19 protein-coding genes and 1 pseudogene are annotated in these 22,642 nt (G+C 40.4%); all 20 read left to right on the forward strand.

The features are described 5' to 3' along the window. The first annotated feature begins 6 nt into the window (after positions 1-6). Positions 7-1,671 carry a ribonuclease J gene (locus tag QLQ22_RS11305; RefSeq protein WP_223442448.1) on the forward strand — a complete coding sequence of 555 codons (1,665 nt, stop codon included), beginning with the start codon at positions 7-9 and terminating at the stop codon, positions 1,669-1,671. 140 nt (positions 1,672-1,811) lie between these two features. Then, entirely contained in the window at positions 1,812-2,543 is a 732-nt protein-coding gene (locus QLQ22_RS11310; RefSeq protein ID WP_420828864.1) for a ClpP family protease, read from the forward strand. Beyond that, complete coding sequence (locus QLQ22_RS11315) at positions 2,540-2,767, forward strand: YlzJ-like family protein (protein ID WP_284016640.1); 228 nt, start codon at positions 2,540-2,542, stop codon at positions 2,765-2,767. The genes QLQ22_RS11310 and QLQ22_RS11315 overlap by 4 nt, the downstream gene beginning before the upstream one ends. Positions 2,768-3,021: 254 nt before the next feature. Then, positions 3,022-5,370, forward strand: a complete 2,349-nt coding sequence (locus QLQ22_RS11320; protein WP_223442455.1) for an FtsK/SpoIIIE family DNA translocase — start codon at positions 3,022-3,024, stop codon at positions 5,368-5,370. A 269-nt stretch (positions 5,371-5,639) separates the two neighbouring features. Continuing rightward, the gene (locus QLQ22_RS11325; protein ID WP_223442458.1) at positions 5,640-6,365 is read left to right on the forward strand and encodes a GntR family transcriptional regulator; all 726 of its coding nucleotides are present in this window, start codon (positions 5,640-5,642) and stop codon (positions 6,363-6,365) included. A 98-nt stretch (positions 6,366-6,463) separates the two neighbouring features. After that, positions 6,464-7,516 carry a BMP family lipoprotein gene (locus tag QLQ22_RS11330; RefSeq protein ID WP_223442460.1) on the forward strand — a complete coding sequence of 351 codons (1,053 nt, stop codon included), beginning with the start codon at positions 6,464-6,466 and terminating at the stop codon, positions 7,514-7,516. Between the two features lie 252 nt (positions 7,517-7,768). Continuing rightward, positions 7,769-9,298 (forward strand): ABC transporter ATP-binding protein, encoded by a 1,530-nt coding sequence (locus QLQ22_RS11335; protein ID WP_284016641.1) that lies wholly within the window; start codon positions 7,769-7,771, stop codon positions 9,296-9,298. Next, a complete protein-coding gene (locus tag QLQ22_RS11340) occupies positions 9,295-10,341 on the forward strand; it encodes an ABC transporter permease (protein ID WP_223442465.1) in 1,047 nt (348 codons plus the stop codon). The genes QLQ22_RS11335 and QLQ22_RS11340 overlap by 4 nt, the downstream gene beginning before the upstream one ends. Positions 10,342-10,356: 15 nt before the next feature. Continuing rightward, positions 10,357-11,301, forward strand: a complete 945-nt coding sequence (locus tag QLQ22_RS11345; RefSeq protein ID WP_420828865.1) for an ABC transporter permease — start codon at positions 10,357-10,359, stop codon at positions 11,299-11,301. 186 nt (positions 11,302-11,487) lie between these two features. After that, positions 11,488-11,681 (forward strand): annotated as a pseudogene (locus tag QLQ22_RS11350) (MFS transporter); the annotation flags it as partial. A 174-nt stretch (positions 11,682-11,855) separates the two neighbouring features. After that, positions 11,856-13,139: an EF-P 5-aminopentanol modification-associated protein YfmF gene (yfmF, locus tag QLQ22_RS11355; RefSeq protein WP_223442469.1), complete on the forward strand. Its 1,284-nt coding sequence runs from the start codon at positions 11,856-11,858 to the stop codon at positions 13,137-13,139. Then, complete coding sequence (gene yfmH / locus QLQ22_RS11360) at positions 13,136-14,422, forward strand: EF-P 5-aminopentanol modification-associated protein YfmH (RefSeq protein WP_223442472.1); 1,287 nt, start codon at positions 13,136-13,138, stop codon at positions 14,420-14,422. Before yfmF ends, yfmH begins: the two co-directional genes overlap by 4 nt. A 66-nt stretch (positions 14,423-14,488) precedes the next feature. Continuing rightward, complete coding sequence (ymfI, locus tag QLQ22_RS11365) at positions 14,489-15,205, forward strand: elongation factor P 5-aminopentanone reductase (RefSeq protein ID WP_284016642.1); 717 nt, start codon at positions 14,489-14,491, stop codon at positions 15,203-15,205. An 80-nt stretch (positions 15,206-15,285) separates the two neighbouring features. Then, on the forward strand, positions 15,286-15,543 hold the full coding sequence (locus tag QLQ22_RS11370; RefSeq protein ID WP_223442477.1) for a DUF3243 domain-containing protein: 258 nt from the start codon (positions 15,286-15,288) through the stop codon (positions 15,541-15,543). Between the two features lie 255 nt (positions 15,544-15,798). Continuing rightward, complete coding sequence (locus tag QLQ22_RS11375) at positions 15,799-16,590, forward strand: DUF3388 domain-containing protein (RefSeq protein ID WP_223442480.1); 792 nt, start codon at positions 15,799-15,801, stop codon at positions 16,588-16,590. 18 nt (positions 16,591-16,608) lie between these two features. Then, positions 16,609-17,502, forward strand: a complete 894-nt coding sequence (locus QLQ22_RS11380) for a helix-turn-helix domain-containing protein (protein WP_284016643.1) — start codon at positions 16,609-16,611, stop codon at positions 17,500-17,502. 73 nt (positions 17,503-17,575) lie between these two features. After that, entirely contained in the window at positions 17,576-18,154 is a 579-nt protein-coding gene (pgsA, locus tag QLQ22_RS11385; protein ID WP_223442486.1) for a CDP-diacylglycerol--glycerol-3-phosphate 3-phosphatidyltransferase, read from the forward strand. A gap of 25 nt (positions 18,155-18,179) precedes the next feature. After that, positions 18,180-19,436 carry a competence/damage-inducible protein A gene (locus tag QLQ22_RS11390; RefSeq protein ID WP_252208634.1) on the forward strand — a complete coding sequence of 419 codons (1,257 nt, stop codon included), beginning with the start codon at positions 18,180-18,182 and terminating at the stop codon, positions 19,434-19,436. Between the two features lie 226 nt (positions 19,437-19,662). After that, the gene (gene recA, locus QLQ22_RS11395) at positions 19,663-20,700 is read left to right on the forward strand and encodes a recombinase RecA (protein WP_223442494.1); all 1,038 of its coding nucleotides are present in this window, start codon (positions 19,663-19,665) and stop codon (positions 20,698-20,700) included. A 370-nt stretch (positions 20,701-21,070) separates the two neighbouring features. Further along, positions 21,071-22,633: a ribonuclease Y gene (rny, locus tag QLQ22_RS11400; RefSeq protein WP_223442497.1), complete on the forward strand. Its 1,563-nt coding sequence runs from the start codon at positions 21,071-21,073 to the stop codon at positions 22,631-22,633. The last annotated feature ends 9 nt before the right edge of the window (positions 22,634-22,642 follow it).

Consider the following 22,642-nt stretch of genomic DNA (forward strand, 5'->3'; position numbering starts at 1 on the left):
TACTAATTGAATAAACAGACAGAAAACATCAAGATTATTGCCCTAGGCGGAGTTGGAGAAATTGGCAAGAATTTGTATGTCATTGAAATCGATCATAACATCTTTATCGTTGATGCTGGATTAATGTATCCAGAAGCCGGGATGTTAGGGATTGATATGGTCATTCCTGACATTACATACTTGCGGGAGAATGCAGATCGGGTGAAGGGCATCTTTTTAACACATGGTCACGACGAGAACATTGGCGGCGTTTTCTATGTGCTGAGACATCTGTCCATTCCGGTTTATGGAACAAAACTGACTCTTGCTTTAGTGTCCCAAAAAGTTAAAGAACTAAATCCGAAACAAAAAACAGATTATCAGGAAGTTGATTCCACCACTGTTTTAGATTTTGATGGCGTGAATGTATCTTTCTTCAGAACGATTCACAGCATCCCTGATTCAGTCGGAGTATGCTTCCATACATCACTGGGAGCGATTGTGCACACGGGAGATTTTAAATTTGATACAACTCCTGTGCTTAATACAAGCTCTGATTTAGGCAAAATGGCCTTGATCGGAGAGCGAGGTGTCCTTTGCCTTCTGTCTGACAGTACAAATGCTGAACGGCCAGGCTTTACAGCTTCTGAAACCGTTGTGGGGCATGAGATAACAGATGCTATGTACAATGCAAATGGAAGAACGATTGTAGCGATTTACGCATCAAACATCAACCGCATCGTTCAGGTGATTGAAGCTGCATCTGATAATAAGAGAAAACTAGTCCTGCTTGGAAATTCAATAAAAAATGTTTATGAAATTGCAAAAAATTTAGGATACATCACTGAAAGTGAAAATTTAATCATACCCGTCCAAGATATCGATAAATATCCTAAAAATGAAGTAGCGATTCTGACAACAGGTCATCAGGGAGAACCACTCACTGTATTAACCCGTATGGCAAAAGGCGCGCATAAACAAATCCGAATTGAAAAAGATGATACAGTTATTATCTCTGCGACACCTGTTCCAGGAAATGAGCTTCATTTTTCTAAGACAGTCGATTTACTCTACCGCGCTGGTGCCAATGTCATTTTCGGACAAAAGCAAATCCATGTATCAGGACACGGCAGCCAGGAAGAATTAAAATTGATGCTGAATATGATGAAGCCAAAATACTTTATTCCGATTAACGGCGAGTACAAAATGCAAAAAGCACATGCTAAACTTGCTAAATCTGCCGGAATAGAAAATGAGAATATTTTCGTTGTTGAAAAAGGCGATGTGATTGAGTTCTCACAGCATAAAGTTAAATCTATATCTAAAGTGCCTTCAGGGAATGTTCTGATAGACGGATTGGGCGTTGGCGATATTGGAAACATTGTGCTGAGAGACCGGAGACTTCTTTCTCAAGACGGCATTCTCATTGTTGTAGTTACACTCGATCGCTCTAAAAAAGTAATGATTTCCGGACCTGAGATTATTTCTAGAGGATTTGTCTATGTCAGGGAATCAGAAGAACTTATTTTAAAAGCTTCTGAAATGGTAACTGAAATTGTTGAAAAAAGCATGCAGGGCCATGGAATTGAATGGTCTGCTTTAAAATTAAATATCCGCGAGGCGCTGAATCGTTTCTTATTTGAACAAACAAAGCGCAGACCGATGATTTTACCGATCATCATGGAAATCTAAACAAAAGGAGCCTTTTTAAAGGCTCCTTTTTGTAAAGGACCTAATTTTTACCCCTTTCGAATGTTTTCAGGGACACCTGCGAATAATAAAAACATTGATGAAAGGAAGGGTGAAGCAACATGAGCAAAGATTCCCGCTACATACAGGAAAATTCAGAACAGAATGGGGATAAACAAGAGGGGAAGGAACCTTCTCTAGTTGAAAAAATTCAGCAGCTTGGACAGACAAATGTCCCGCAATTATCCCAGGATGCAAGAATTCATTGCCTGACGATCATCGGGCAGATAGAAGGACATATTCAGCTTCCTCCCCAAAATAAAACGACTAAATATGAGCATGTCATCCCGCAAATCGTTGCCATTGAGCAAAATCCAAAAATAGAAGGCCTCCTTATTGTCCTTAATACTGTTGGCGGAGACGTTGAAGCAGGTCTTGCAATAGCTGAAATGCTTGCATCTTTATCAAAGCCTACTGTTTCAATTGTTTTAGGAGGGGGGCATTCAATTGGCGTGCCAATTGCGGTTTCTTGCGACTATTCTTTTATAGCAGAAACAGCAACTATGACGATACATCCAGTCAGATTAACTGGTTTAGTCATCGGAGTGCCGCAGACGTTTGAGTATTTGGACAAAATGCAGGATCGGGTTGTTAATTTTGTAACAAAACACTCAAATATTACTGAAGAAAAGTTTAAAGAACTCATGTTTTCAAAAGGAAATTTAACTCGGGATATCGGGACAAATGTTGTCGGCAATGACGCAGTAGATTACGGGCTTATAGACGGAGTCGGCGGTGTTGGCCAGGCGATCATGAAGTTAAATGAAATGATTGGAAAGAAAGACGAATCCGGCGAGGAGCAAATGCTGCAATGATTTTATACACATCCATGCCTGAAGAGCTCATATTCCCTGTACAAACTGCTGATTTTGAGAGTGTTTCAACCATCGAAATGAATGGACTGCAAATGGTTGTCAGACAGACCGAACAGAATCAATATGAAATTGTCCGGCTTTTAAGTACGGATCCGCAGGATTTTCTAAACGAGCAGTACTCTCCGGGACAAAAAATTTCTATGACATTCTCGTTTTCCTCATAATATGCTATACTAATTTTACACAAACATGTCCGCAGCCTGCATTTGGCTGCTTTCTTTGTTTATAAAGGCTTTTTTCGTGAAATTTTGCTGTTTCAGTCTATGTTAAAAACCGGCTTCTGGATATTTTAAAGTCAATAATGATATCTCTGCTTTTTATATGCAAAAAGCTCAACATAAACGGAAATGCTGGGACTGATTCACAGCAATTTATGCGAAATCAGCCATTAGCAAATTTAATACATAGGTGATAACTAATGGCAAAACAAAAACGGAGACAAAAGAAAAAAACAGATGATTGGCGGCATACTTTGAAGTTTGAATTAATCGGATTAGTTCTTCTGGCTATTTCCCTGATTGCGATTTCAAATTTAGGCTTTGTCGGAAAAACGTTCGTTTACTTGTTCAGATTTTTTATTGGTGAATGGTATATGGCAGCCTTAATCGGCATGCTTGTTCTTTCCGGTTATGTCATGTGGAACAGAAGATGGCCGTCTTTATTTTCAAGACAGATAGTAGGTTTGTATTGTATCCTTTCTGCTATCTTGCTTCTCAGTCATGTCACGCTGTTTCAGATGCTTACAAAAAAAGGGGCGCTCTCTTCACCGAGCGTCATAACCAACACGTGGGAACTTTTTTTTATGGAGGTTAACGGGCAGATAAGAACCCCTGATCTTGGGGGCGGAATGATTGGAGCCATTCTTTTTGCAGCATCTTATTACTTATTTGCAGCAGCGGGATCACGAATCATTTCATTTATTCTGATCTTAATAGGAATTGTGCTTGTTACTGGGAGATCTCTCGGTTTAACACTCGGCAAAATCATTGCGCCATTTCTGCGTTTTATGAAAACGCAGGCCATTGCCTTTTACGAAGATATGAAAAACCTCCCTCAATCAATAAAAAATGCAAAAAAAGCTGAAACCTCAAAACCTAAAAAAGATAAAAAAGAGCGAAGGCATAAAGAGGAACCTGATGAGGAAGAAGAAGCTGAAATCGTTCATATTGAGCCGATTATTTCAAGTTTTGCAGACCGGGATGACCTTGAAATTAAAGCATTTGATCAGGAACAGGATAAGCCTGAGCCCCCTGTAAGAACTCCTAAAAAGAAGGCTGAAACTGAAACTGCCGATGAGCCGGCAGTACCGCCGATTACTTTCACTGAAGTAGAGAATAAATCGTATCTGCTGCCATCCCTTGATCTTTTATCACAGCCAAAGGTCAACAGTCAGCAAACGGATAAAAAGAACATATATGAAAATGCACGCAAGCTCGAAAAAACATTTCAGAGCTTTGGGGTAAAAGCGAAAGTAACACAAGTTCATCTAGGTCCCGCTGTAACGAAATATGAAGTTTATCCTGATGTGGGCGTAAAGGTAAGTAAAATTGTGAATCTTAGTGATGATTTAGCACTTGCACTTGCTGCCAAAGACATTCGGATAGAAGCGCCTATACCAGGAAAATCAGCAATTGGTATTGAAGTTCCTAATTCAGAGATTGCTATGGTATCTCTGCGTGAAGTGCTTGAATCGAAAGCAAATGACCGTCCGGAGGCTAAGCTTCTTATGGGACTCGGCAGAGATATATCTGGGGATGCAGTTCTTGCCGAAATGAACAAAATGCCTCATCTTCTTGTTGCCGGATCTACAGGCAGCGGTAAAAGTGTCTGCATCAACGGCATCATTACAAGCATCCTGATGAGAGCAAAGCCTCATGAAGTGAAAATGATGATGATTGATCCTAAGATGGTAGAGCTGAATGTGTATAACGGAATCCCGCATTTATTAGCGCCAGTCGTTACAGATCCGAAAAAAGCATCTCAGGCATTAAAAAAGGTAGTAAATGAAATGGAGAGAAGATATGAACTTTTCTCTCATACAGGGACAAGAAATATTGAAGGCTACAATGAGTATATTAGAAGATCAAATTTAGAAGAAGGAACGAAAAATCCGGAGTTTCCTTATATCGTTGTGATTGTGGATGAGCTCGCAGACTTGATGATGGTAGCCTCTTCAGATGTGGAAGATTCCATCACGCGCCTGTCACAAATGGCGCGGGCAGCGGGCATTCATTTAATTATTGCCACCCAGCGTCCTTCTGTCGATGTTATTACGGGTGTTATTAAAGCAAATATACCATCAAGAATTGCCTTCAGCGTTTCGTCCCAGACAGATTCCAGAACGATTCTTGACATGGGCGGGGCAGAGAAGCTGCTTGGACGCGGGGATATGCTGTTTCTTCCGGTAGGGGCATCAAAACCAGTAAGGGTACAGGGAGCATTTTTATCAGATGAAGAAGTCGAGCACGTTGTATCTTATGTGATTTCTCAGCAGAGAGCTCAATATCAGGAGGAAATGATTCCGAGCGAAACAGCAGAAGTAAAGGAAGAGGTCAATGATGATCTTTATGATGATGCTGTTCAGTTAGTTCTGGAAATGCAGACAGCATCTGTATCGATGCTGCAAAGACGCTTCAGAGTAGGGTATACGAGAGCTGCGAGATTGATTGATGCAATGGAAGACCGGGGCGTAGTTGGTCCATACGAAGGAAGCAAGCCTAGAGAAGTTCTGCTTTCTAAAGATCATTATGATGAAGTAAGTTCGTAAAGAAAGGCGCTGCGTGCCTTTCTTTTTTTTGTCCAATGAAGAATAAAAACTGAAAATAGTAAATATTGAATAGAATAAACCAGTCTTTTTTGTGAAGAATTCTCTATAAAAAAATAAGATCTAGTGAGAAAGGGCTATCAATTTTCGACAAATTTAATAATTTACTATTTATTTATTTCAGAATACATGGTATATTATTTTCGATTAGAGAAAGGGTATAACATCAGATGTCTGATCTCTGGATTGAATCGATTAGACGGAGGCATAATATGACTATAAAAACAGATAACCGTCATTTATATTTGCAAGTCATTGATAAAATTAAAGAAGATATTGAAAATGGCACGTATGTTGAAAAAGAAAAACTCCCCTCAGAGTTTGAGCTTTCAAAGAAACTCGGAGTCAGCCGCGCGACGCTGAGAGAAGCACTTCGCATTCTGGAAGAAGAAAACGTTATTATTAGACGCCATGGCGTTGGCACGTTCATAAACTCCAAACCGCTGTTCACCTCTGGTATCGAACAATTAAATAGTGTGACAAAGATGATTGAACAGGCAAACATGGTTCCCGGAACGATCTTCCTGTCTTCTCAAGTAAACAGTCCTACAGAAGAAGATGTTAAGCGCTTTAAATGCCGAACAAGTGAAGATATCTTTCTCCTGGAACGCGTCAGAACGGCAAATGGAAAGCCTGTTGTGTATTGTCTTGACAAAATTCCAAGAAACATCCTGCCCCAGTCGTTCATTCACGAGCAGGAATCACTTTTTGAATTGCTTCATGAAGAGGCTGGGCGCTATATTTCTTATGCTATAACTCACATAGAACCAATTGGATACCACGAAAAGATTTCCCCAATTCTTGAATGTGATCCTGAAACCGCCCTTTTATGTTTAAAACAAATGCATTTTGATGAAAACGATCAACCTGTTTTATTTTCACTGAATTACTTCCGCGCTGATCAATTTAGCTTCCATGTGGTAAGAAAGCGCTTGTAATTATGCTTGCAACTATAAGGAGGTGGTTCCAAGGACGAAGGTGTTTTGGACTTAGGCTCTTATTAAACAATTGTTTCAAACTAATATTTAGGGGGAAAATGAACGTGAAAAAACGATTAGGATTAACATTGTCACTTGTTCTTGCTGCGGGTACTTTGCTTAGCGCATGCGGATCATCTGAAGATAAAGATAAAGCAGGTGGAGACAAAAAAGAAGGCTTCTCTGTTGCAATGGTTACAGATACAGGCGGAGTTGACGACAAATCATTTAACCAATCTGCATGGGAAGGCATTCAGTCTTTCGGTGAGGACAATGGTCTTGAAAAAGGGACAGGCGGATTTGATTACCTTCAATCTCAAAGTGACGCAGATTATGAAACAAACTTAAACAAATTAGTTCGTCAAAAATTCGATTTAGTTTATGGAATCGGCTACTTAATGACAGATGCTGTTACAAAAATCGCTGATCAGCAAAAGGATGCTAAATTTGCAATCGTTGACAGCGTAGTAGACAAGCCTAACGTAGCAAGCATCACTTTTAAAGAGCATGAGGGCTCTTACCTTGTGGGTGTTGCTGCCGGACTTTCAACAAAATCAAACAAAGTAGGATTTGTTGGCGGAATCGAAGGCTCATTAATCAAAAAGTTTGAAGTTGGATTTGTAGAAGGCGTTAAAGCAGCTAATCCTGACGCAGAAGTAATCGTTCAGTATGCTGGTACGTTCAGTGATGCAGCTAAAGGGCAGCAAGTTGCTGAAATCATGTACGGACAAGGCGCAGACGTTATTTATCACGCAGCAGGCGGAGCTGGAAACGGAGTATTCACGGCAGCAGTTGATTTGAAAACGAAAAACCCTGACAAAGATGCTTGGGTTATCGGAGTTGACCGCGATCAGCATGAGCTTGGCGAAGGCGACGGCTTCAACGTAACACTTACTTCTATGGTTAAAGGCGTTGACGTTGCTGTTAAAGACTTAGCTGAAAAATCTAAAAACGGCGACTTCCCTGGTGGAGAGATCATTGAATATGGTCTTAAAGAAAACGGTGTAGGAATTGCTCCGACACAAGATAATCTATCTGAAGAAGTTATTGCTAAAGTTGATGAATACAAGCAAAAAATCATCGACGGTGAAATTAAAGTTCCTTTTGAATAAGCAATAAACAATATTTCTGATAAAAAGGCTAGGAACAAACTAGCCTTTTTATTAGCCTGAAAAGTGGCCTGACTAAAAGTCTATAATAAAAAAACAGTTCAATCTGCCCATCATTAATTGATTGGATTATAGATTTTTAGTTGGTGATTTTTAAAGGGAGTCAATGAAACTATTTATACAAGGGTAAACATAAATTTCCTAACATCTATCATCTTAATCATCAATGAGCTTCAGGAAAAAGGAGTGATCATGTTGGAATATGTAATTGAAATGCTTGGAATTCGCAAAGAATTTCCAGGGATCGTCGCAAACGATAATATCAATTTACAGGTAAAAAAAGGCGAAATTCACGCGCTTTTGGGAGAAAACGGCGCAGGGAAATCGACTTTAATGAACGTTCTATTCGGTCTATATCAGCCTGAAAAAGGCGAGATAAGAGTAAAAGGCAAGACTGTGAATATTACCAACCCTAACATTGCAAATGATCTGGGAATAGGAATGGTACACCAACATTTCATGCTTGTCAATAATTTTTCAGTTACTGAAAATATTATTCTCGGCAATGAGCCTACGAAAACAGGAAAAATCAATTTGAAGGATGCAGAAAAGCAAGTAAAAGAAATCTCAGAGAAATATGGACTTGCTGTAAATCCTGCTGCAAAAATAAGTGATATTTCTGTTGGAATGCAGCAGCGTGTGGAGATTTTAAAAACGCTTTACCGCGGTGCCGAGATTTTAATTTTTGATGAGCCGACAGCAGTGCTTACTCCACAGGAAATCAAAGAATTGATCGGCATCATGAAAACACTCATCAAAGAAGGCAAATCAATCATATTGATTACCCATAAACTGAAAGAAATTATGGAAGTTTGTGACCGTGTAACCGTTATTCGAAAAGGTGAAGGAATCGGCACTGTGAATGTAGCCGAGACAAATCCAAACGAACTCGCAGCTCTGATGGTAGGAAGAGAGGTTCTCTTTACTACGCAAAAAAAAGAAGCTGTTCCAGCGGAAGAAGTGCTGAAAATTGAAGACCTTGTTGTTAAAGACAGCCGGAATGTAACCGTTATTGATTCATTGAATCTATCTGTTAAAGCCGGTGAAATTGTCGGTATCGCTGGAGTGGACGGAAACGGTCAATCAGAATTGATTGAAGCCATTACCGGATTAATGACTTCAGAGTCAGGCACCATTCTTTTAAATGGTAAAGATATCCGAAATCAGCGTCCTCGTCAGATTACTGAAGCTGGTGTAGGACACATCCCTCAGGATCGTCACAAGCATGGATTGGTGCTCGATTTTCCGGTCGGTGAAAATATGGTCCTGCAAACTTATTATCAGAAGCCTTATTCAAAAAAAGGCGTGCTGAATTTTAAAGCGATTTATGACAAAGCTGAAAAGCTGATCAAAGAGTTTGATGTCAGAACTCCAAGCAGTTCAACCCTTGCACGTGCACTTTCAGGAGGAAATCAGCAAAAAGCCATCATTGGCCGTGAAGTGGACAGAGATCCTGATTTGCTGATTGCAGCACAGCCAACAAGGGGACTTGATGTCGGGGCGATTGAATTCATTCATAGACGATTAATTGAGCAGAGAGATAAAGGAAAAGCTGTACTTCTCATCTCCTTTGAACTTGAGGAAATCATGAATGTAAGCGACCGGATCGCTGTTATATATGAAGGGAAAATCGTTGCGATTGTAAATCCAAAAGAGACAACTGAGCAGGAGCTAGGTTTGCTCATGGCAGGAAGCAGCCGCAGGGAAGCAGGTGCATCATCATGAATATAGCACGCTATTTTAATATTATTGTACCCGTAATTGCTGTTTTGCTTGGATTGATCTGCGGAGCGATTATTATGCTCGTAACCGGATATGACCCAGTAGCAGGCTACTCAGCATTATGGAACGGAATCTTCGGAGATACCTACTATATCGGCGAAACCATTCGGCAGTTAACTCCATATATTTTTGCCGGACTTGCTGTAGCTTTTGCATTCCGCACAGGTTTATTCAATATCGGAGTTGAAGGACAGCTGATTGTCGGCTGGTTTGCAGCTGTATGGGTCGGGGTAGCATTTGAACTTCCAAAAATCATTCATTTGCCGCTGGCAATTATCGTTGCTGCCTTAGCTGGTGCGTTATGGGGATTCATACCAGGACTATTGAAAGCGAAATTCAAGGTTCATGAAGTAATCGTGACGATCATGATGAACTATATTGCCTTATATTTAACAAACCATTTAATTCAGTATGTTTTATCTGATAAAGGGGATAAATCTGAAAATATTTTCCCTTCTGCATCATTAAGCTCTGAATTCTTTCAGACAATGACAGACTATTCAAGAATGCACTATGGAATATTCCTTGCGTTAATTGGAGCTCTAGTCATGTGGTTCCTGCTTGAGAAGACAACTAAAGGATATGAACTCAGATCAGTTGGGTTTAATCAGGATGCTGCACAGTATGCAGGTATGAATGTAAGCCGCAACATTATCCTTTCGATGGTCATTTCAGGGGCATTTGCAGGAATTGCCGGTGCAATGGAAGGACTTGGAACATTCCAGTATGTTTCAGTTAAAGGAGGATTTACTGGTGTCGGATTTGATGGAATCGCTGTAGCCCTTTTGGGAGGAAACACAGCCCTCGGCATCATCTTCGCAGCTGCCTTATTTGGCGGTTTAAAAGTTGGGGCACTTAACATGCCGTCTGAAGCCGGAGTGCCTTATGAGCTTGTTGAAATTGTTATTGCCCTAATTATTCTATTCGTTGCTTCAAGCTATTTCATACGTTGGATTTTACTGCGTTTCAAGAAGGAGGGGAAATAAGTGAGCATTCTGCAAATGCTAGAACTCATCATCCCTACAGCGTTATTTGTTGCCGCTCCGCTTATTTTCACTGCACTTGGAGGCATGTTCAGTGAACGGTCCGGAGTAGTTAATATAGGGCTTGAAGGATTAATGGTTATTGGAGCCTTCGTTGCCATCGTTTTTAACCTGACATATGCCGACGCATTAGGAGATGCAACCCCGTGGCTTTCCATTTTAGTTGCGATGGGTGCAGGAGCTCTGCTTTCCATTCTTCATGCCGTAGCATCGATCACATTCCGTGCCGATCAGGTTGTAAGCGGAGTAGCCATTAACTTTCTTGCCATTGGTTTATCGCTTTTCCTCGTAAAATTGTTTTACGGAAAAGGACAAACCGATCGCATTACAGAAAGTTTCAGCAAAATGGATATACCGCTGCTGAGCGATATACCTGTAATCGGACCGCTCTTTTTCTCAAATGGATATATAACAACTTACATTGCGATTATTACAGCGTTTGCCGTTTGGTTTGTCATGTATAAAACACCATTTGGTCTTCGCTTGCGTTCAGTCGGAGAACATCCGATGGCAGCAGATACGATGGGTATTAATGTTGTAAAAATGCGTTATATCGGCGTTATTTTAAGCGGAGCTTTCGCGGGTGTCGGCGGTGCTGTTTATGCGACAATCATTGCTCGTGATTTCAGCCATGCAACAATCAGCGGACAGGGGTTCATGGCTCTTGCTGCTCTTATCTTCGGTAAATGGCATCCTCTTGGTGCTATGGGAGCTGCCATTTTCTTTGGACTGGCTCAGGGTTTGAGCGTAATCGGCGGGCAGCTGCCATTGCTTGAAGGCATACCGACAATGTACTTGTTAATTACTCCTTACGTTTTAACAATCCTGGCTTTAACTGGATTCATTGGTCGTGCAGATGCACCAAAAGCTCTTGGAACTCCTTACGAAAAAGGAAAACGCTAAACAGACTTAAAGCGGCTTGGCCTCATTTATTGAGGTCAGGCCGCTTTTTTATTTTCAGTAATCGCAAAGAGCAGTTATTTCGGTGCCAGAGTATAGTTTTTTCTATTAGAGGCAAAATCTAAACAATGCAATAGACTGCGAAACAAAGGTGAAAAGAATGGGAGCGAAAAAGAAGCTTGATCTTATATTGTTTTGTCATCTGTTCCGGGGTGATGACACTTGGAAATTCAATGTTAATTCCGATTTTTGCCCATAATCGATTAGGCATCTCAGCCCTACAAGTGTCTCACATAATAACGGTTTATTCTGTTGTTGCAATTCTTCTCATACCGGCTGCGGGTTATTTATCTGATTGTTGCGGAAGTAAAATAGTAATGCTTTAAAGCATGCTTAAGACGTAAATTGGCTGCATTGCGTCTTTTCTTTATTTATTGATTCAAGGTTTACATTTCCTTAATTATCCTAAAGTTGATATAATTACTAGAATGAATCCATACGCTAATTTATAAAACAGGAAAAAATAAAATGGAATCTGTCACGCAAGGAGGCTTACAATGGATTTTTTAAAAGAACAAATTGAAACAATTAATGGGTTAACACTGCACACCGTTCAAACGAATAAATTTAAAACAAATTCACTTGTATTTAAAATGCTGGCACCGCTGAACGAAGAGGATGTCACGTTCAGAGCGCTGCTGCCTTACGTGCTGCAGCGGGGCACGAAATCTTTTCCGACCAGCACGGAGCTTAGAAAGCATCTTGATGAGCTTTACGGAGCGACTTTATTTGTGGATTTATCAAAAAAAGGCGATCATCATATCATATCGATCCGGATTGAAGTTGCAAATGAACGTTTTTTATCAGATCAGACACCCCTGCTGGAAAAAGCGCTTCAGCTGCTGTCTGAAATCATCCTGTCTCCAGTTGTAAAGGATGAGTCATTCCCTGATGAAATCATAAATCAGGAAAAACGGACAATGAAACAGCGCATTCAGGCTGTATATGATGACAAAATGAGATATTCCAATTTAAGACTTGTTCAAGAGATGTGCAAGGATGAACCTTATCGCCTTCATGTAAACGGGGAGATAGATCATCTAGAACAAATTACATCTGCAAGTCTGTATGAGTATTATAAAAAAGCTTTAAAAGAAGATAAAATGGATTTGTATGTTGTTGGCGATGTTTCGGCAGAAGAGGTCAGCGAATATACAAAAAGATTCTTTACATTCAGCGAAAATGCTCACCAATCTGTAGAAAAATCCATTACTGAAAAAGAGATTTCAGAGCCAAATGAAGTGATTGAAAATCAGGATGTTAAACAAGGGAAATTGAACATCGGCTATCGCACCAACTGCACATATGGCGACCAATCTTATTATGCTCTGCAAGTGTTCAATGGCATTTTCGGCGGATTTTCGCATTCAAAGCTTTTCATAAATGTCCGTGAAAAAGAAAGCCTTGCTTACTATGCCGCTTCAAGAGTTGAAAGTCACAAAGGACTCTTAATGGTTATGTCAGGAATAGAATTTGCCAATTATGAACGTGCGGTAACGATTATTAAAGAACAGCTCGAAGCAATGAAAACTGGAGATTTTGAAGAAAAAGATATTGAACAGACTAAAGCAGTCATTAAAAATCAGCTCCTTGAAACGATTGATACTTCATACGGATCTGTTGAAGTTCTCTATCATAACGTGATTTCCAATATAAATGAACCTTTTGATAAATATCTGCAGGGCATTGAAAAGGTTACAAAAGAGGAAATCATCGCGGCAGCTGAAAAGATTCAGCTTGATACGATCTATTTCTTAAAAGGAATGGAGGGTGCACAATGACAAAATCCATAAAGTTTGATCAGCTTCAAGAAGAACTCTTTTATGAAAAAATGAAAAATGGACTTGATGTATATGTCCTTCCAAAAAAAGGTTTTAATAAGACCTATGCAACATTTACAACAAAATACGGTTCAATCGATAATCAATTTGTGCCTCTTGACCAAAATGAAATGAAAGTAGTTCCAGATGGGATCGCTCATTTTTTAGAGCATAAGCTGTTTGAAAAAGAAGACGGTGATGTTTTTCAAGATTTCAGCAAACAGGGTGCGTCTTCTAATGCTTTTACATCGTTTACACGAACGGCTTACCTATTTTCAAGCACGTCAAATGTCGAGAAGAATTTAGAAACGCTCATCGATTTCGTTCAGGAGCCTTATTTTAGCGAAAAATCGGTTGAGAAAGAAAAAGGCATCATCGGACAGGAGATTAATATGTACGATGACAACCCTGACTGGAGACTCTATTTTGGATTAATTCAGAATATGTTTCATAAACATCCGGTAGGAATTGATATTGCAGGAACCGTTGAATCAATTTCAAAAATTACGAAAGACCTGCTCTACGAATGCTACAATACGTTTTACCATCCAAGCAATATGCTGCTTTTTGTTGTTGGTCCGATCGATCCAGAGCAAATTCTTTCCCAAATCCGTGAAAATCAGGATAAGAAAGAATTTAAACCTCAATCTGAAATCAAACGTGCTGAAGTGGATGAGCCGGATACTGTTGCAAAACCATTAGAAAAACTAAAAATGAACGTTCAATCTTCTAAGTGTTTAGTTGGATTAAAGGCCAAACAGGCAGATCGGTCCGGTGAGGAGCTTTTAAAACACGAACTGTCAATGAATCTGATTCTTGATATGGTTTTTGGAAAAAGCACTGACACCTATACCCAGCTCTATGAGAATGGTCTTATTGATGACACATTCAGTTTTGATTACACAGAAGAGAACGGTTTTGGCTTTGCAATGATAGGCGGAGATACAGATCAGCCCGATCAGCTGGCTGAGGAAATTAAGAATACGCTGCTTAAGGCAAAACAGGAAGGAATTCCTGCAGAACGTCTTGAGAATGCCAAGAAAAAGAAAATCGGTTCTTTTTTAAGAGCGATTAATTCACCGGAATATATTGCGAACCAATTCACCCGCTATTCCTTTAACGAAATGAATTTGTTTGATGTTGTCCCGACGCTCGAACAATTGACAAATGATGATATTCACCATACGCTGAATGAAGTGATTGATGAAAAATTGTTTTCAGTCTGTCAAGTAGTGCCGAAGTAAAGCATCCTTTCTAAGGATGTTTTTTTATCTTGAACAGATATAGCCTTTATCTATAAGGAGAAAAAAATGAAAAATACAGCTTTAATTACAGGTGCGAGCGGCGGAATCGGAAAAGCCATTGCCAAAAAGCTCGCAGGGGAAGGATATAAATTATATCTACACTACCACCAAAATGAAGAAAGCATACTAACACTTATAAAAGAACTGCAGGCTGACTGTACGATGGTAAAAGCAGATCTTTCAAATGCGGATGGGCCGGGTCAGCTTGTAAAACAGCTTGCAGATCCGATTGATTTACTCGTATTAAATAGCGGCAGAAGTTTCTTTGGATTAATGACAGATATGGAAAATGAAGAAATTCAGCAAATGGTGCAGCTGCAAATAACAAGTCCCTATATGATATCAAAGGAACTGATTCCTTCCATGGTAAGCAGAAAAAGCGGGAACATTGTTGTGATATCCTCTATTTGGGGAGAAATAGGCGCTTCTTGTGAAGTTCTTTACAGCATGGTTAAAGGCGGACAGAATACATTTGTAAAGGCACTGGCAAAAGAATTGGCCCCATCAGGCATCAGAGTTAATGCGATAGCGCCGGGAGCGGTTGCTACTGACATGCTTCAATCTTTTTCTGAGGAGGATCTGGCTGATCTTGAGGAGGAAATTCCATTAGGGCGAATTGGCGAGCCTGAAGAGATTGCGGACGCTGTTTTGTTTTTATCCTCAAATCATGCAAGCTATATAACAGGTCAAGTGCTTTCAGTAAACGGCGGCTGGCATACATAAATTTTTCTGCAGCTATCCGTATAAAACAGGTCATGCAAGACAAACTAACAGTGTATTCCACTTAATTAGGAGGGGTTATAATGTCTGTTTTAGAAAACTGGGATTCATGGAAAAATTTCCTCGGCGACCGTCTGCATCACGCTGAAGGAGATGGAATGAAAACAGAAGCCGTAACTGACTTAGCTTACGAAATCGGCGATTACTTAGCAAAACAGGTTGATCCAAAGAATGATCAGGAAAGAGTATTGGCTGATCTTTGGAGCGTGGCTTCTAAAGAAGAACAGCATGCCATTGCAAACATGATGGTTAAACTAGTGCAAAATAACGGTACAAGATAAAGAGGGGACGCAGGTCCTCTCTTTTTTATGAAAAAAAACGGAAATCAGTGATTAGGATCCCTCTGAAAGTTCCATTTTTCCAATGTCTGTTTTTATCTAATCGATGAGTCTCTCAAAAGAATGAAAAGGAGCCGTGCATTCTAGGTCCACATACCCCCTTTTATATTGTCAAGGAATTATTCTTTCCTCTTTCATCAAAATGCTTTATGATAAGGATATAGGTGTTATAGACCTGGTTTTGAAGGGGGTCCTTTTTTGGAGATGCAGGAATGGTATTTAGAGTATGAAATTCAAAAAAACCGTCCCGGACTGCTTGGCGATATTTCTTCGCTGCTCGGGATGCTTTCTATAAATATTGTCACTATTAACGGTGTGGATGACAGCCGCAGGGGACTGCTGCTTAAATGCTCGAATAATGAGCAAATCCAGCGTCTTGAATCGATTTTAAATACAATGGATCATATAAAAGTAACGAAATTGCGCAAGCCTAAATTAAGAGATACACTTGCTGTCCGGCACGGAAGATACATACAGCGTGATGCAGATGATAAAAAGACATTCCGGTTTGTAAGAGATGAGCTTGGATTGCTTGTGGACTTTTTGGCTGAATTATATAAGCAGGAAGGCCACAAGCTGATCGGCATAAGAGGCATGCCCCGCGTCGGCAAAACAGAATCAATTGTCGCTTCGAGTGTGTGTGCAAACAAAAGATGGCTTTTTGTGTCTTCCACTTTATTAAAACAGACAATCAGAAGCCAGCTTATTGCAGATGAGTACAGTGTTGATAATGTCTTCATTATTGATGGGATTGTTTCCACAAGAAGAGGCTCTGAAAAGCATTTACAGCTTGTGAGAGAAATAATGAGGCTGTCTGCTACAAAAGTTGTCGAGCATCCGGACATGTTTGTGCAAAATACGGAGTATACACTTGATGATTTTGACTATATAATTGAACTTCGAAACGATCCGGATGAAAAGATTACATATGAGGAAGCATCTGGACCTCAAATGTTTGATGAATCGAGTTTTTCCGGGTTTGATTTTTAGATATGGAAGGTGTTACGGTTGAGTGAACTAGGAAATCGACTAAAACAGGCGAGAGAAGAGCGGAAGTTAAGTCTTGACGATCTCCAGGCAATGACGAAAATTCAAAAGCGGTATCTGATCGGAATTGAAGAAGGCAATTACGGCATTATGCCGGGTAATTTTTATGTGCGGGCTTTTATTAAACAGTATGCAGAAACAGTAGGACTGGATCCTGATCGGATTTTCGAGGAGCATAAAAACGAAATACCGGTTGTTTATTCAGAAGAAACTACTGAGCTTTCAAGGGTGAAAACACATAAAGAGCTTCCGAAGTCAGCATCAAAGGCTTTGGAAATATTGCCCAGGATCTTAATAATCGTATTGGTTTTACTAGTAGCGGTCGTAATCTGGATTTTTGTACAGAAGGACAAGCCGGACGGTGCAAAAAACACAGTAGACCAGACTAAGCAAATTTCAAGCGGCGAAAATGAATATGATTCCATTGAAAACGACGAAAATGCATCTGATTCTAAAGAGCAAAAAGAGAAAGATGCAGCTGATGAAAACGTCAAAGAAGAAAAGCAGGAAGCTGAAAAACCTGAAGAACAGGCTTCAGAAATCACATTCAAAGAAAAAACAGCCAGAAAAGCGGTATATGAGCTGAAAAAAGCAAAAGAATTTAAGCTTGAGGTCAGCTCTAAAGGGCAGACTTGGATTGAGATCCGAAATGCATCAGGAAAAAAATTCTTCAGCGGCATGCTGAAGAAGGACCAAACCGAGGTGCATGACTTTACAAATGAAACTGAAGCCTTTATTGTCATTGGAAATGCTTCAGCTGCTGAAGTGAAGGTAAATGGACAGCCTGTAGAATATCAGATTGATCCTAAAAAAACAGTAAGACAAGATATGCAGATTGTATATACTAAGGAGTAAAGTCATCTTCAAGATGGCTTTTCTTTCTTTTATATTTTCTGATACATACTTTTTACACTCTGGAGGAAAAAACATGAATTTACCGAATCGCATTACAATCTCAAGAATTCTATTAATCCCAGTATTCATGGTGATTATGCTTGCTCCTTTTGACTGGGGAACCATGTATATAGGGGACGCTTCTATTCCCGTCACGCATCTCGCCGGGGCAATATTATTCATTATAGCGTCTACTACTGACTGGATTGACGGCTATTATGCGCGAAAGCTGAATATGGTTACGAATTTAGGGAAATTTTTAGATCCGCTTGCAGATAAATTGCTTGTTTCTGCAGCCTTAATTATTTTAGTTGAGCTTGGACTTGCCCCATCCTGGATCGTAATTATCATCATCAGCCGTGAATTCGCTGTAACAGGTTTGCGTCTTGTGCTCGCCGGAGAAGGGGAAGTGGTTGCAGCAAACATGCTTGGAAAAATTAAAACATGGGCACAAATTATCGCCATTTCTGCCTTGCTTTTACACAACATTCCATTTGTTTTCATTTCATTCCCGTTTGCAGATATCGCATTATGGGTAGCATTATTCTTTACGGTTTATTCAGGATGGGACTATTTTGCAAAAAATAAAGCCGCATTACTGAATTCCAAGTAATTCTTCATTCAGAGGGGGAGTTCATATGACGTCAAAAACAGAAATTATTGCAGTAGGTTCTGAATTGCTTCTTGGGCAAATCGTTAACTCTAATGCCCAGTTTTTATCTCAGCAGCTGGCTGAAAATGGTCTTAATGTCTATTATCACACGGTTGTAGGTGATAATCCTTCAAGGCTTGAGCAGGCAGTAAAGATTGCCAAAGAGCGTTCGAACATTATCATTTTCACAGGCGGCCTTGGACCTACTAAAGATGATCTAACTAAAGAAACAATCGCAAATATTCTGGGCAAGAAGCTTGTGACTGATGAAGAAGCCCTTCGCAGCATTGAAGACTATTTTGTCAAAGTAAAAAGAAGCATGTCTGAAAATAATAAAAAACAAGCTCTGGTCATTGAGGATTCTCACGTCTTAAAAAATGAGCAGGGAATGGCGCCTGGAATGGCAATAGATGCGGATGAGCGAATTTATATGCTGCTTCCTGGCCCGCCCAGCGAAATGAAACCTATGTTTATGAAATTCGGGCTCCCATACTTTAGAGAGAAGCTTGGCCAGAATGACAAAATCATTTCGAGGGTTCTTCGATACTTTGGCATAGGCGAATCGCAGCTTGAGACAGATATTCAGGATTTGATCGATGCCCAAACCAATCCAACGATTGCACCTCTTGCGGGTGACGGGGAAGTAACGCTCAGATTGACTGCGCGCCATCAAAATGAATCTGAAGCTGTCCGCCTGATTAATGAAATGGAGAAAACAATAAACAGCAGAGTGGGGACTTTTTTCTACGGTTATGACCAGACAACTCTCGCTGATGAATTACTCAGACATCTCAGACAAAGAGACATGACAATTTCAGCTGCAGAGAGTTTAACCGGAGGCCTTTTTTCAGATCAGCTGACAGCAGTTAAAGGAACATCTGATGTTTTTAAAGGTACAATTGTCTGCTACACTAATGAAGTAAAGCAATCCATACTAAACGTATCTGAAGAAACACTTGATCAGCATGGGGCTGTCAGTGAACAATGTGCCAAAGAAATGGCTGAACAAATCAGGAAGCTTGCAAATAGTGATATCGGAATCAGCTTTACCGGCATCGCAGGGGAAGATCCTGTTGAAGGGAAAAAACCTGGAACCGTCTATATCGGGCTGGCATTTAAAGATCAGCCGGTAAGAACCGTTCTCCTTCATCTTGCAGGCAGCCGCAACGGCATTCGCAGACGTACAGTGAAATACGGCTGTTACTTGATTATTAAAGCATTAATGGAAAATACAGCAGAATAAGCTGTATTTTTCTTTTTTACTAGATCATCCGCGTAATCAGGTAAAAAGGCAATTTAGTATTTTAGCTGATTAAGAGGCATAAATTTCTTATTTTCATAAAGAGAAAAGAGAATTTTCAGTCTGTTATTACGTTTAAAAAAACCGAATAAATGTTCGTTTTTTACTTGTCAAACGTTCGAATAAAAGGTATATTATTAATAGGTTGATAACTAAAGGAGGAAACTCAGTGAGCGATCGTCAAGCTGCCTTAGATATGGCACTGAAACAAATAGAAAAGCAATTTGGTAAAGGTTCAATTATGAAACTCGGTGAACAGACTGACCGGAAGATCTCTACATCTCCAAGCGGTTCACTTGCACTTGATACAGCACTTGGTGTTGGCGGATATCCGCGTGGAAGAATTATAGAAATATATGGACCTGAGAGCTCAGGTAAAACGACAGTTGCCCTTCATGCGATAGCAGAAGTACAGCAAAAGGGAGGACAGGCTGCGTTTATAGATGCAGAACATGCCCTTGACCCTGTATATGCTCAAAAGCTTGGTGTAAATATAGATGAACTTCTTCTCTCACAGCCGGATACAGGAGAGCAGGCGCTTGAAATTGCTGAAGCGCTGGTTCGAAGCGGAGCGGTAGATATTCTAGTCATTGACTCGGTAGCAGCTTTAGTTCCAAAAGCTGAAATTGAAGGTGAAATGGGAGATGCTCACGTAGGCTTGCAGGCTCGTCTTATGTCTCAGGCATTGCGTAAATTATCCGGAGCAATCAGCAAATCAAAAACAATTGCTATTTTCATTAACCAGATCCGTGAAAAAGTAGGAGTTATGTTCGGTAATCCTGAAACAACTCCAGGCGGACGCGCTCTGAAGTTTTATTCTTCGGTGCGTTTAGAGGTTCGCCGTGCTGAAACGCTGAAACAGGGCAATGAGATGGTCGGCAATAAAACCAAAATCAAAGTTGTCAAAAACAAAGTTGCACCTCCTTTCCGTGTTGCAGAAGTTGACATTATGTACGGGGAAGGCATCTCTAAAGAAGGCGAAATCATTGATCTAGGAACAGATATTGATATTGTTCAAAAGAGCGGTTCATGGTATTCGTACAATGAGGAGCGTTTAGGACAGGGAAGAGAAAACGCAAAAATCTTCCTAAAGGAGAATCCTAGCATCCGCTTAGAGATTCAGGGGAAAATCCGCAGCCACTACGGCTTGGATGAAGTTGCAGTTGCTCCAGATGGACAAGAAGAATTAGATTTACTGGAAGATTAAAAAGAGGCGATTATCGCCTCTTTTTTGTATGTGAAAAGTAAAAATACACGATACAATGGAGAGACAATCCTGACTTTTCCTGTTCAAGAAATGTAAGGCAATGCCTGAAAATTCTCAATTGCTTTAGAAACGCCAGAATGACAGGCTTGACAAGAAAATTTCACACATTTACAATTAGGGTGTATTATTATTTTGTTAGAACTTTTAGCGAGGCACTATGAAAGCAAATGTTGATCAGTGCAGCAGGATTGCTGCAAGGTCTCCATGAAACCCTTAAGCTTTGTGCTGTATGTTGAAGAACGTTATGCAATATACATGCCGACACTTAAATCTAGCAAGAACCAAGTTCATAGCAAGAGGAGGTGAAATGATGGATCCCATTACAATGATCATCTCCATTTTGCTTGGCCTAATCGTCGGTGCAGTTGTTGGCTATTTTGTTCGTAAATCCATTGCAGAAGCGAAAATTGCCGGTGCGAAAGGAACTGCTGAGCAAATTCTTGAAGATGCGAAGCGTGATGCTGAAGCGACGAAGAAAGAAGCGTTGCTTGAGGCAAAGGATGACATTCACAAGCTTCGGACAGAAGCAGAGCAAGAAATTCGTGAACGACGAAATGAGCTGCAAAAACAAGAAAATCGCTTATTACAAAAAGAAGAGAATCTTGATCGTAAGGATGAATCTTTAGACAAGCGCGAGAACATGCTTGAGAAAAAAGAAGATTCTCTAAATGAAAGACAACAGCATATTGAAGAGATGGAAAGCAAAGTGGACGAGATGGTGCGTAAACAGCAATCAGAGCTTGAGCGTATTTCCAGCTTGACTCGTGATGAGGCAAAGCAGATCATTCTCGAAAAGGTTGAAAATGAGCTTTCGCATGATATCGCTGTAACTGTTAAAGAAAGCGAAAACCGTGCGAAAGAAGAAGCGGATAAACGAGCGAAAGAAATACTTTCCCTTGCAATCCAGCGTTGTGCAGCAGATCATGTAGCTGAAACAACGGTATCTGTCGTTAACCTTCCAAATGATGAAATGAAAGGCCGCATCATTGGACGTGAAGGGCGCAACATTAGAACGCTTGAAACATTAACTGGTATTGACCTCATTATTGATGATACTCCAGAAGCAGTTATTTTATCTGGATTTGACCCAATTCGCAGGGAAACAGCCAGAATTGCCCTAGACAAGCTTGTTCAAGATGGACGCATCCATCCAGCACGTATTGAAGAAATGGTTGAAAAATCACGCCGTGAAGTTGATGAGTACATCCGCGAGGTTGGTGAGCAAACAACATTTGAAGTTGGTGTTCACGGACTGCATCCAGATTTAATCAAGATTATGGGCCGTTTGAAGTTCAGAACGAGCTATGGTCAAAATGTATTAAAGCATTCCATGGAGGTCGCTTATTTATCAGGACTCATGGCTGCAGAACTGGGTGAAGATGTTACTCTTGCCAAACGCGCAGGATTACTGCACGATATCGGTAAGGCGATTGATCATGAAGTAGAAGGAAGCCATGTTGAAATTGGAGTCGAACTTGCTACGAAGTACAAGGAACACCCGGTTGTTATCAACAGTATTGCTTCGCATCATGGCGATCAGGAGCCGACTTCGGTTATTGCCGTTCTGGTCGCGGCAGCAGATGCTTTATCTGCAGCACGTCCCGGCGCAAGAAGCGAAACGCTTGAAAACTATATTCGCCGCTTAGAAAAGCTTGAAGAGATTTCCGAATCTTACGAAGGAGTTGAAAAATCCTTCGCTATTCAGGCAGGACGTGAAGTGCGTATTATGGTTAAACCTGATACGATCGACGATCTTCAGGCACACCGTTTAGCACGGGATATCCGCAAGCGGATTGAAGAAGAATTAGATTACCCAGGTCATATTAAAGTAACAGTTATCCGTGAAACGAGAGCTGTGGAATATGCGAAATAAAGCGATGCT

This window comes from Metabacillus hrfriensis (genome assembly GCF_030127205.1).
GTDB classification, from domain to species: domain Bacteria; phylum Bacillota; class Bacilli; order Bacillales; family Bacillaceae; genus Bacillus_P; species Bacillus_P dongyingensis.

What these genes read in the sequence shown, in the direction of transcription:
- QLQ22_RS11370 (WP_223442477.1), top strand. Translation starts at nt 15,286, where the DNA reads ATGTCTGTTTTAGAAAACTGGGATTCATGGAAAAATTTCCTCGGCGAC.
- yfmH (WP_223442472.1), top strand. Translation starts at nt 13,136, where the DNA reads ATGACAAAATCCATAAAGTTTGATCAGCTTCAAGAAGAACTCTTTTAT.
- pgsA (WP_223442486.1), top strand. Translation starts at nt 17,576, where the DNA reads ATGAATTTACCGAATCGCATTACAATCTCAAGAATTCTATTAATCCCA.
- QLQ22_RS11390 (WP_252208634.1), top strand. Translation starts at nt 18,180, where the DNA reads ATGACGTCAAAAACAGAAATTATTGCAGTAGGTTCTGAATTGCTTCTT.
- QLQ22_RS11340 (WP_223442465.1), top strand. Translation starts at nt 9,295, where the DNA reads ATGAATATAGCACGCTATTTTAATATTATTGTACCCGTAATTGCTGTT.
- QLQ22_RS11325 (WP_223442458.1), top strand. Translation starts at nt 5,640, where the DNA reads ATGACTATAAAAACAGATAACCGTCATTTATATTTGCAAGTCATTGAT.
- ymfI (WP_284016642.1), top strand. Translation starts at nt 14,489, where the DNA reads ATGAAAAATACAGCTTTAATTACAGGTGCGAGCGGCGGAATCGGAAAA.
- QLQ22_RS11315 (WP_284016640.1), top strand. Translation starts at nt 2,540, where the DNA reads ATGATTTTATACACATCCATGCCTGAAGAGCTCATATTCCCTGTACAA.
- yfmF (WP_223442469.1), top strand. Translation starts at nt 11,856, where the DNA reads ATGGATTTTTTAAAAGAACAAATTGAAACAATTAATGGGTTAACACTG.
- QLQ22_RS11345 (WP_420828865.1), top strand. Translation starts at nt 10,357, where the DNA reads ATGCTAGAACTCATCATCCCTACAGCGTTATTTGTTGCCGCTCCGCTT.
- rny (WP_223442497.1), top strand. Translation starts at nt 21,071, where the DNA reads ATGGATCCCATTACAATGATCATCTCCATTTTGCTTGGCCTAATCGTC.
- QLQ22_RS11330 (WP_223442460.1), top strand. Translation starts at nt 6,464, where the DNA reads ATGAACGTGAAAAAACGATTAGGATTAACATTGTCACTTGTTCTTGCT.
- QLQ22_RS11320 (WP_223442455.1), top strand. Translation starts at nt 3,022, where the DNA reads ATGGCAAAACAAAAACGGAGACAAAAGAAAAAAACAGATGATTGGCGG.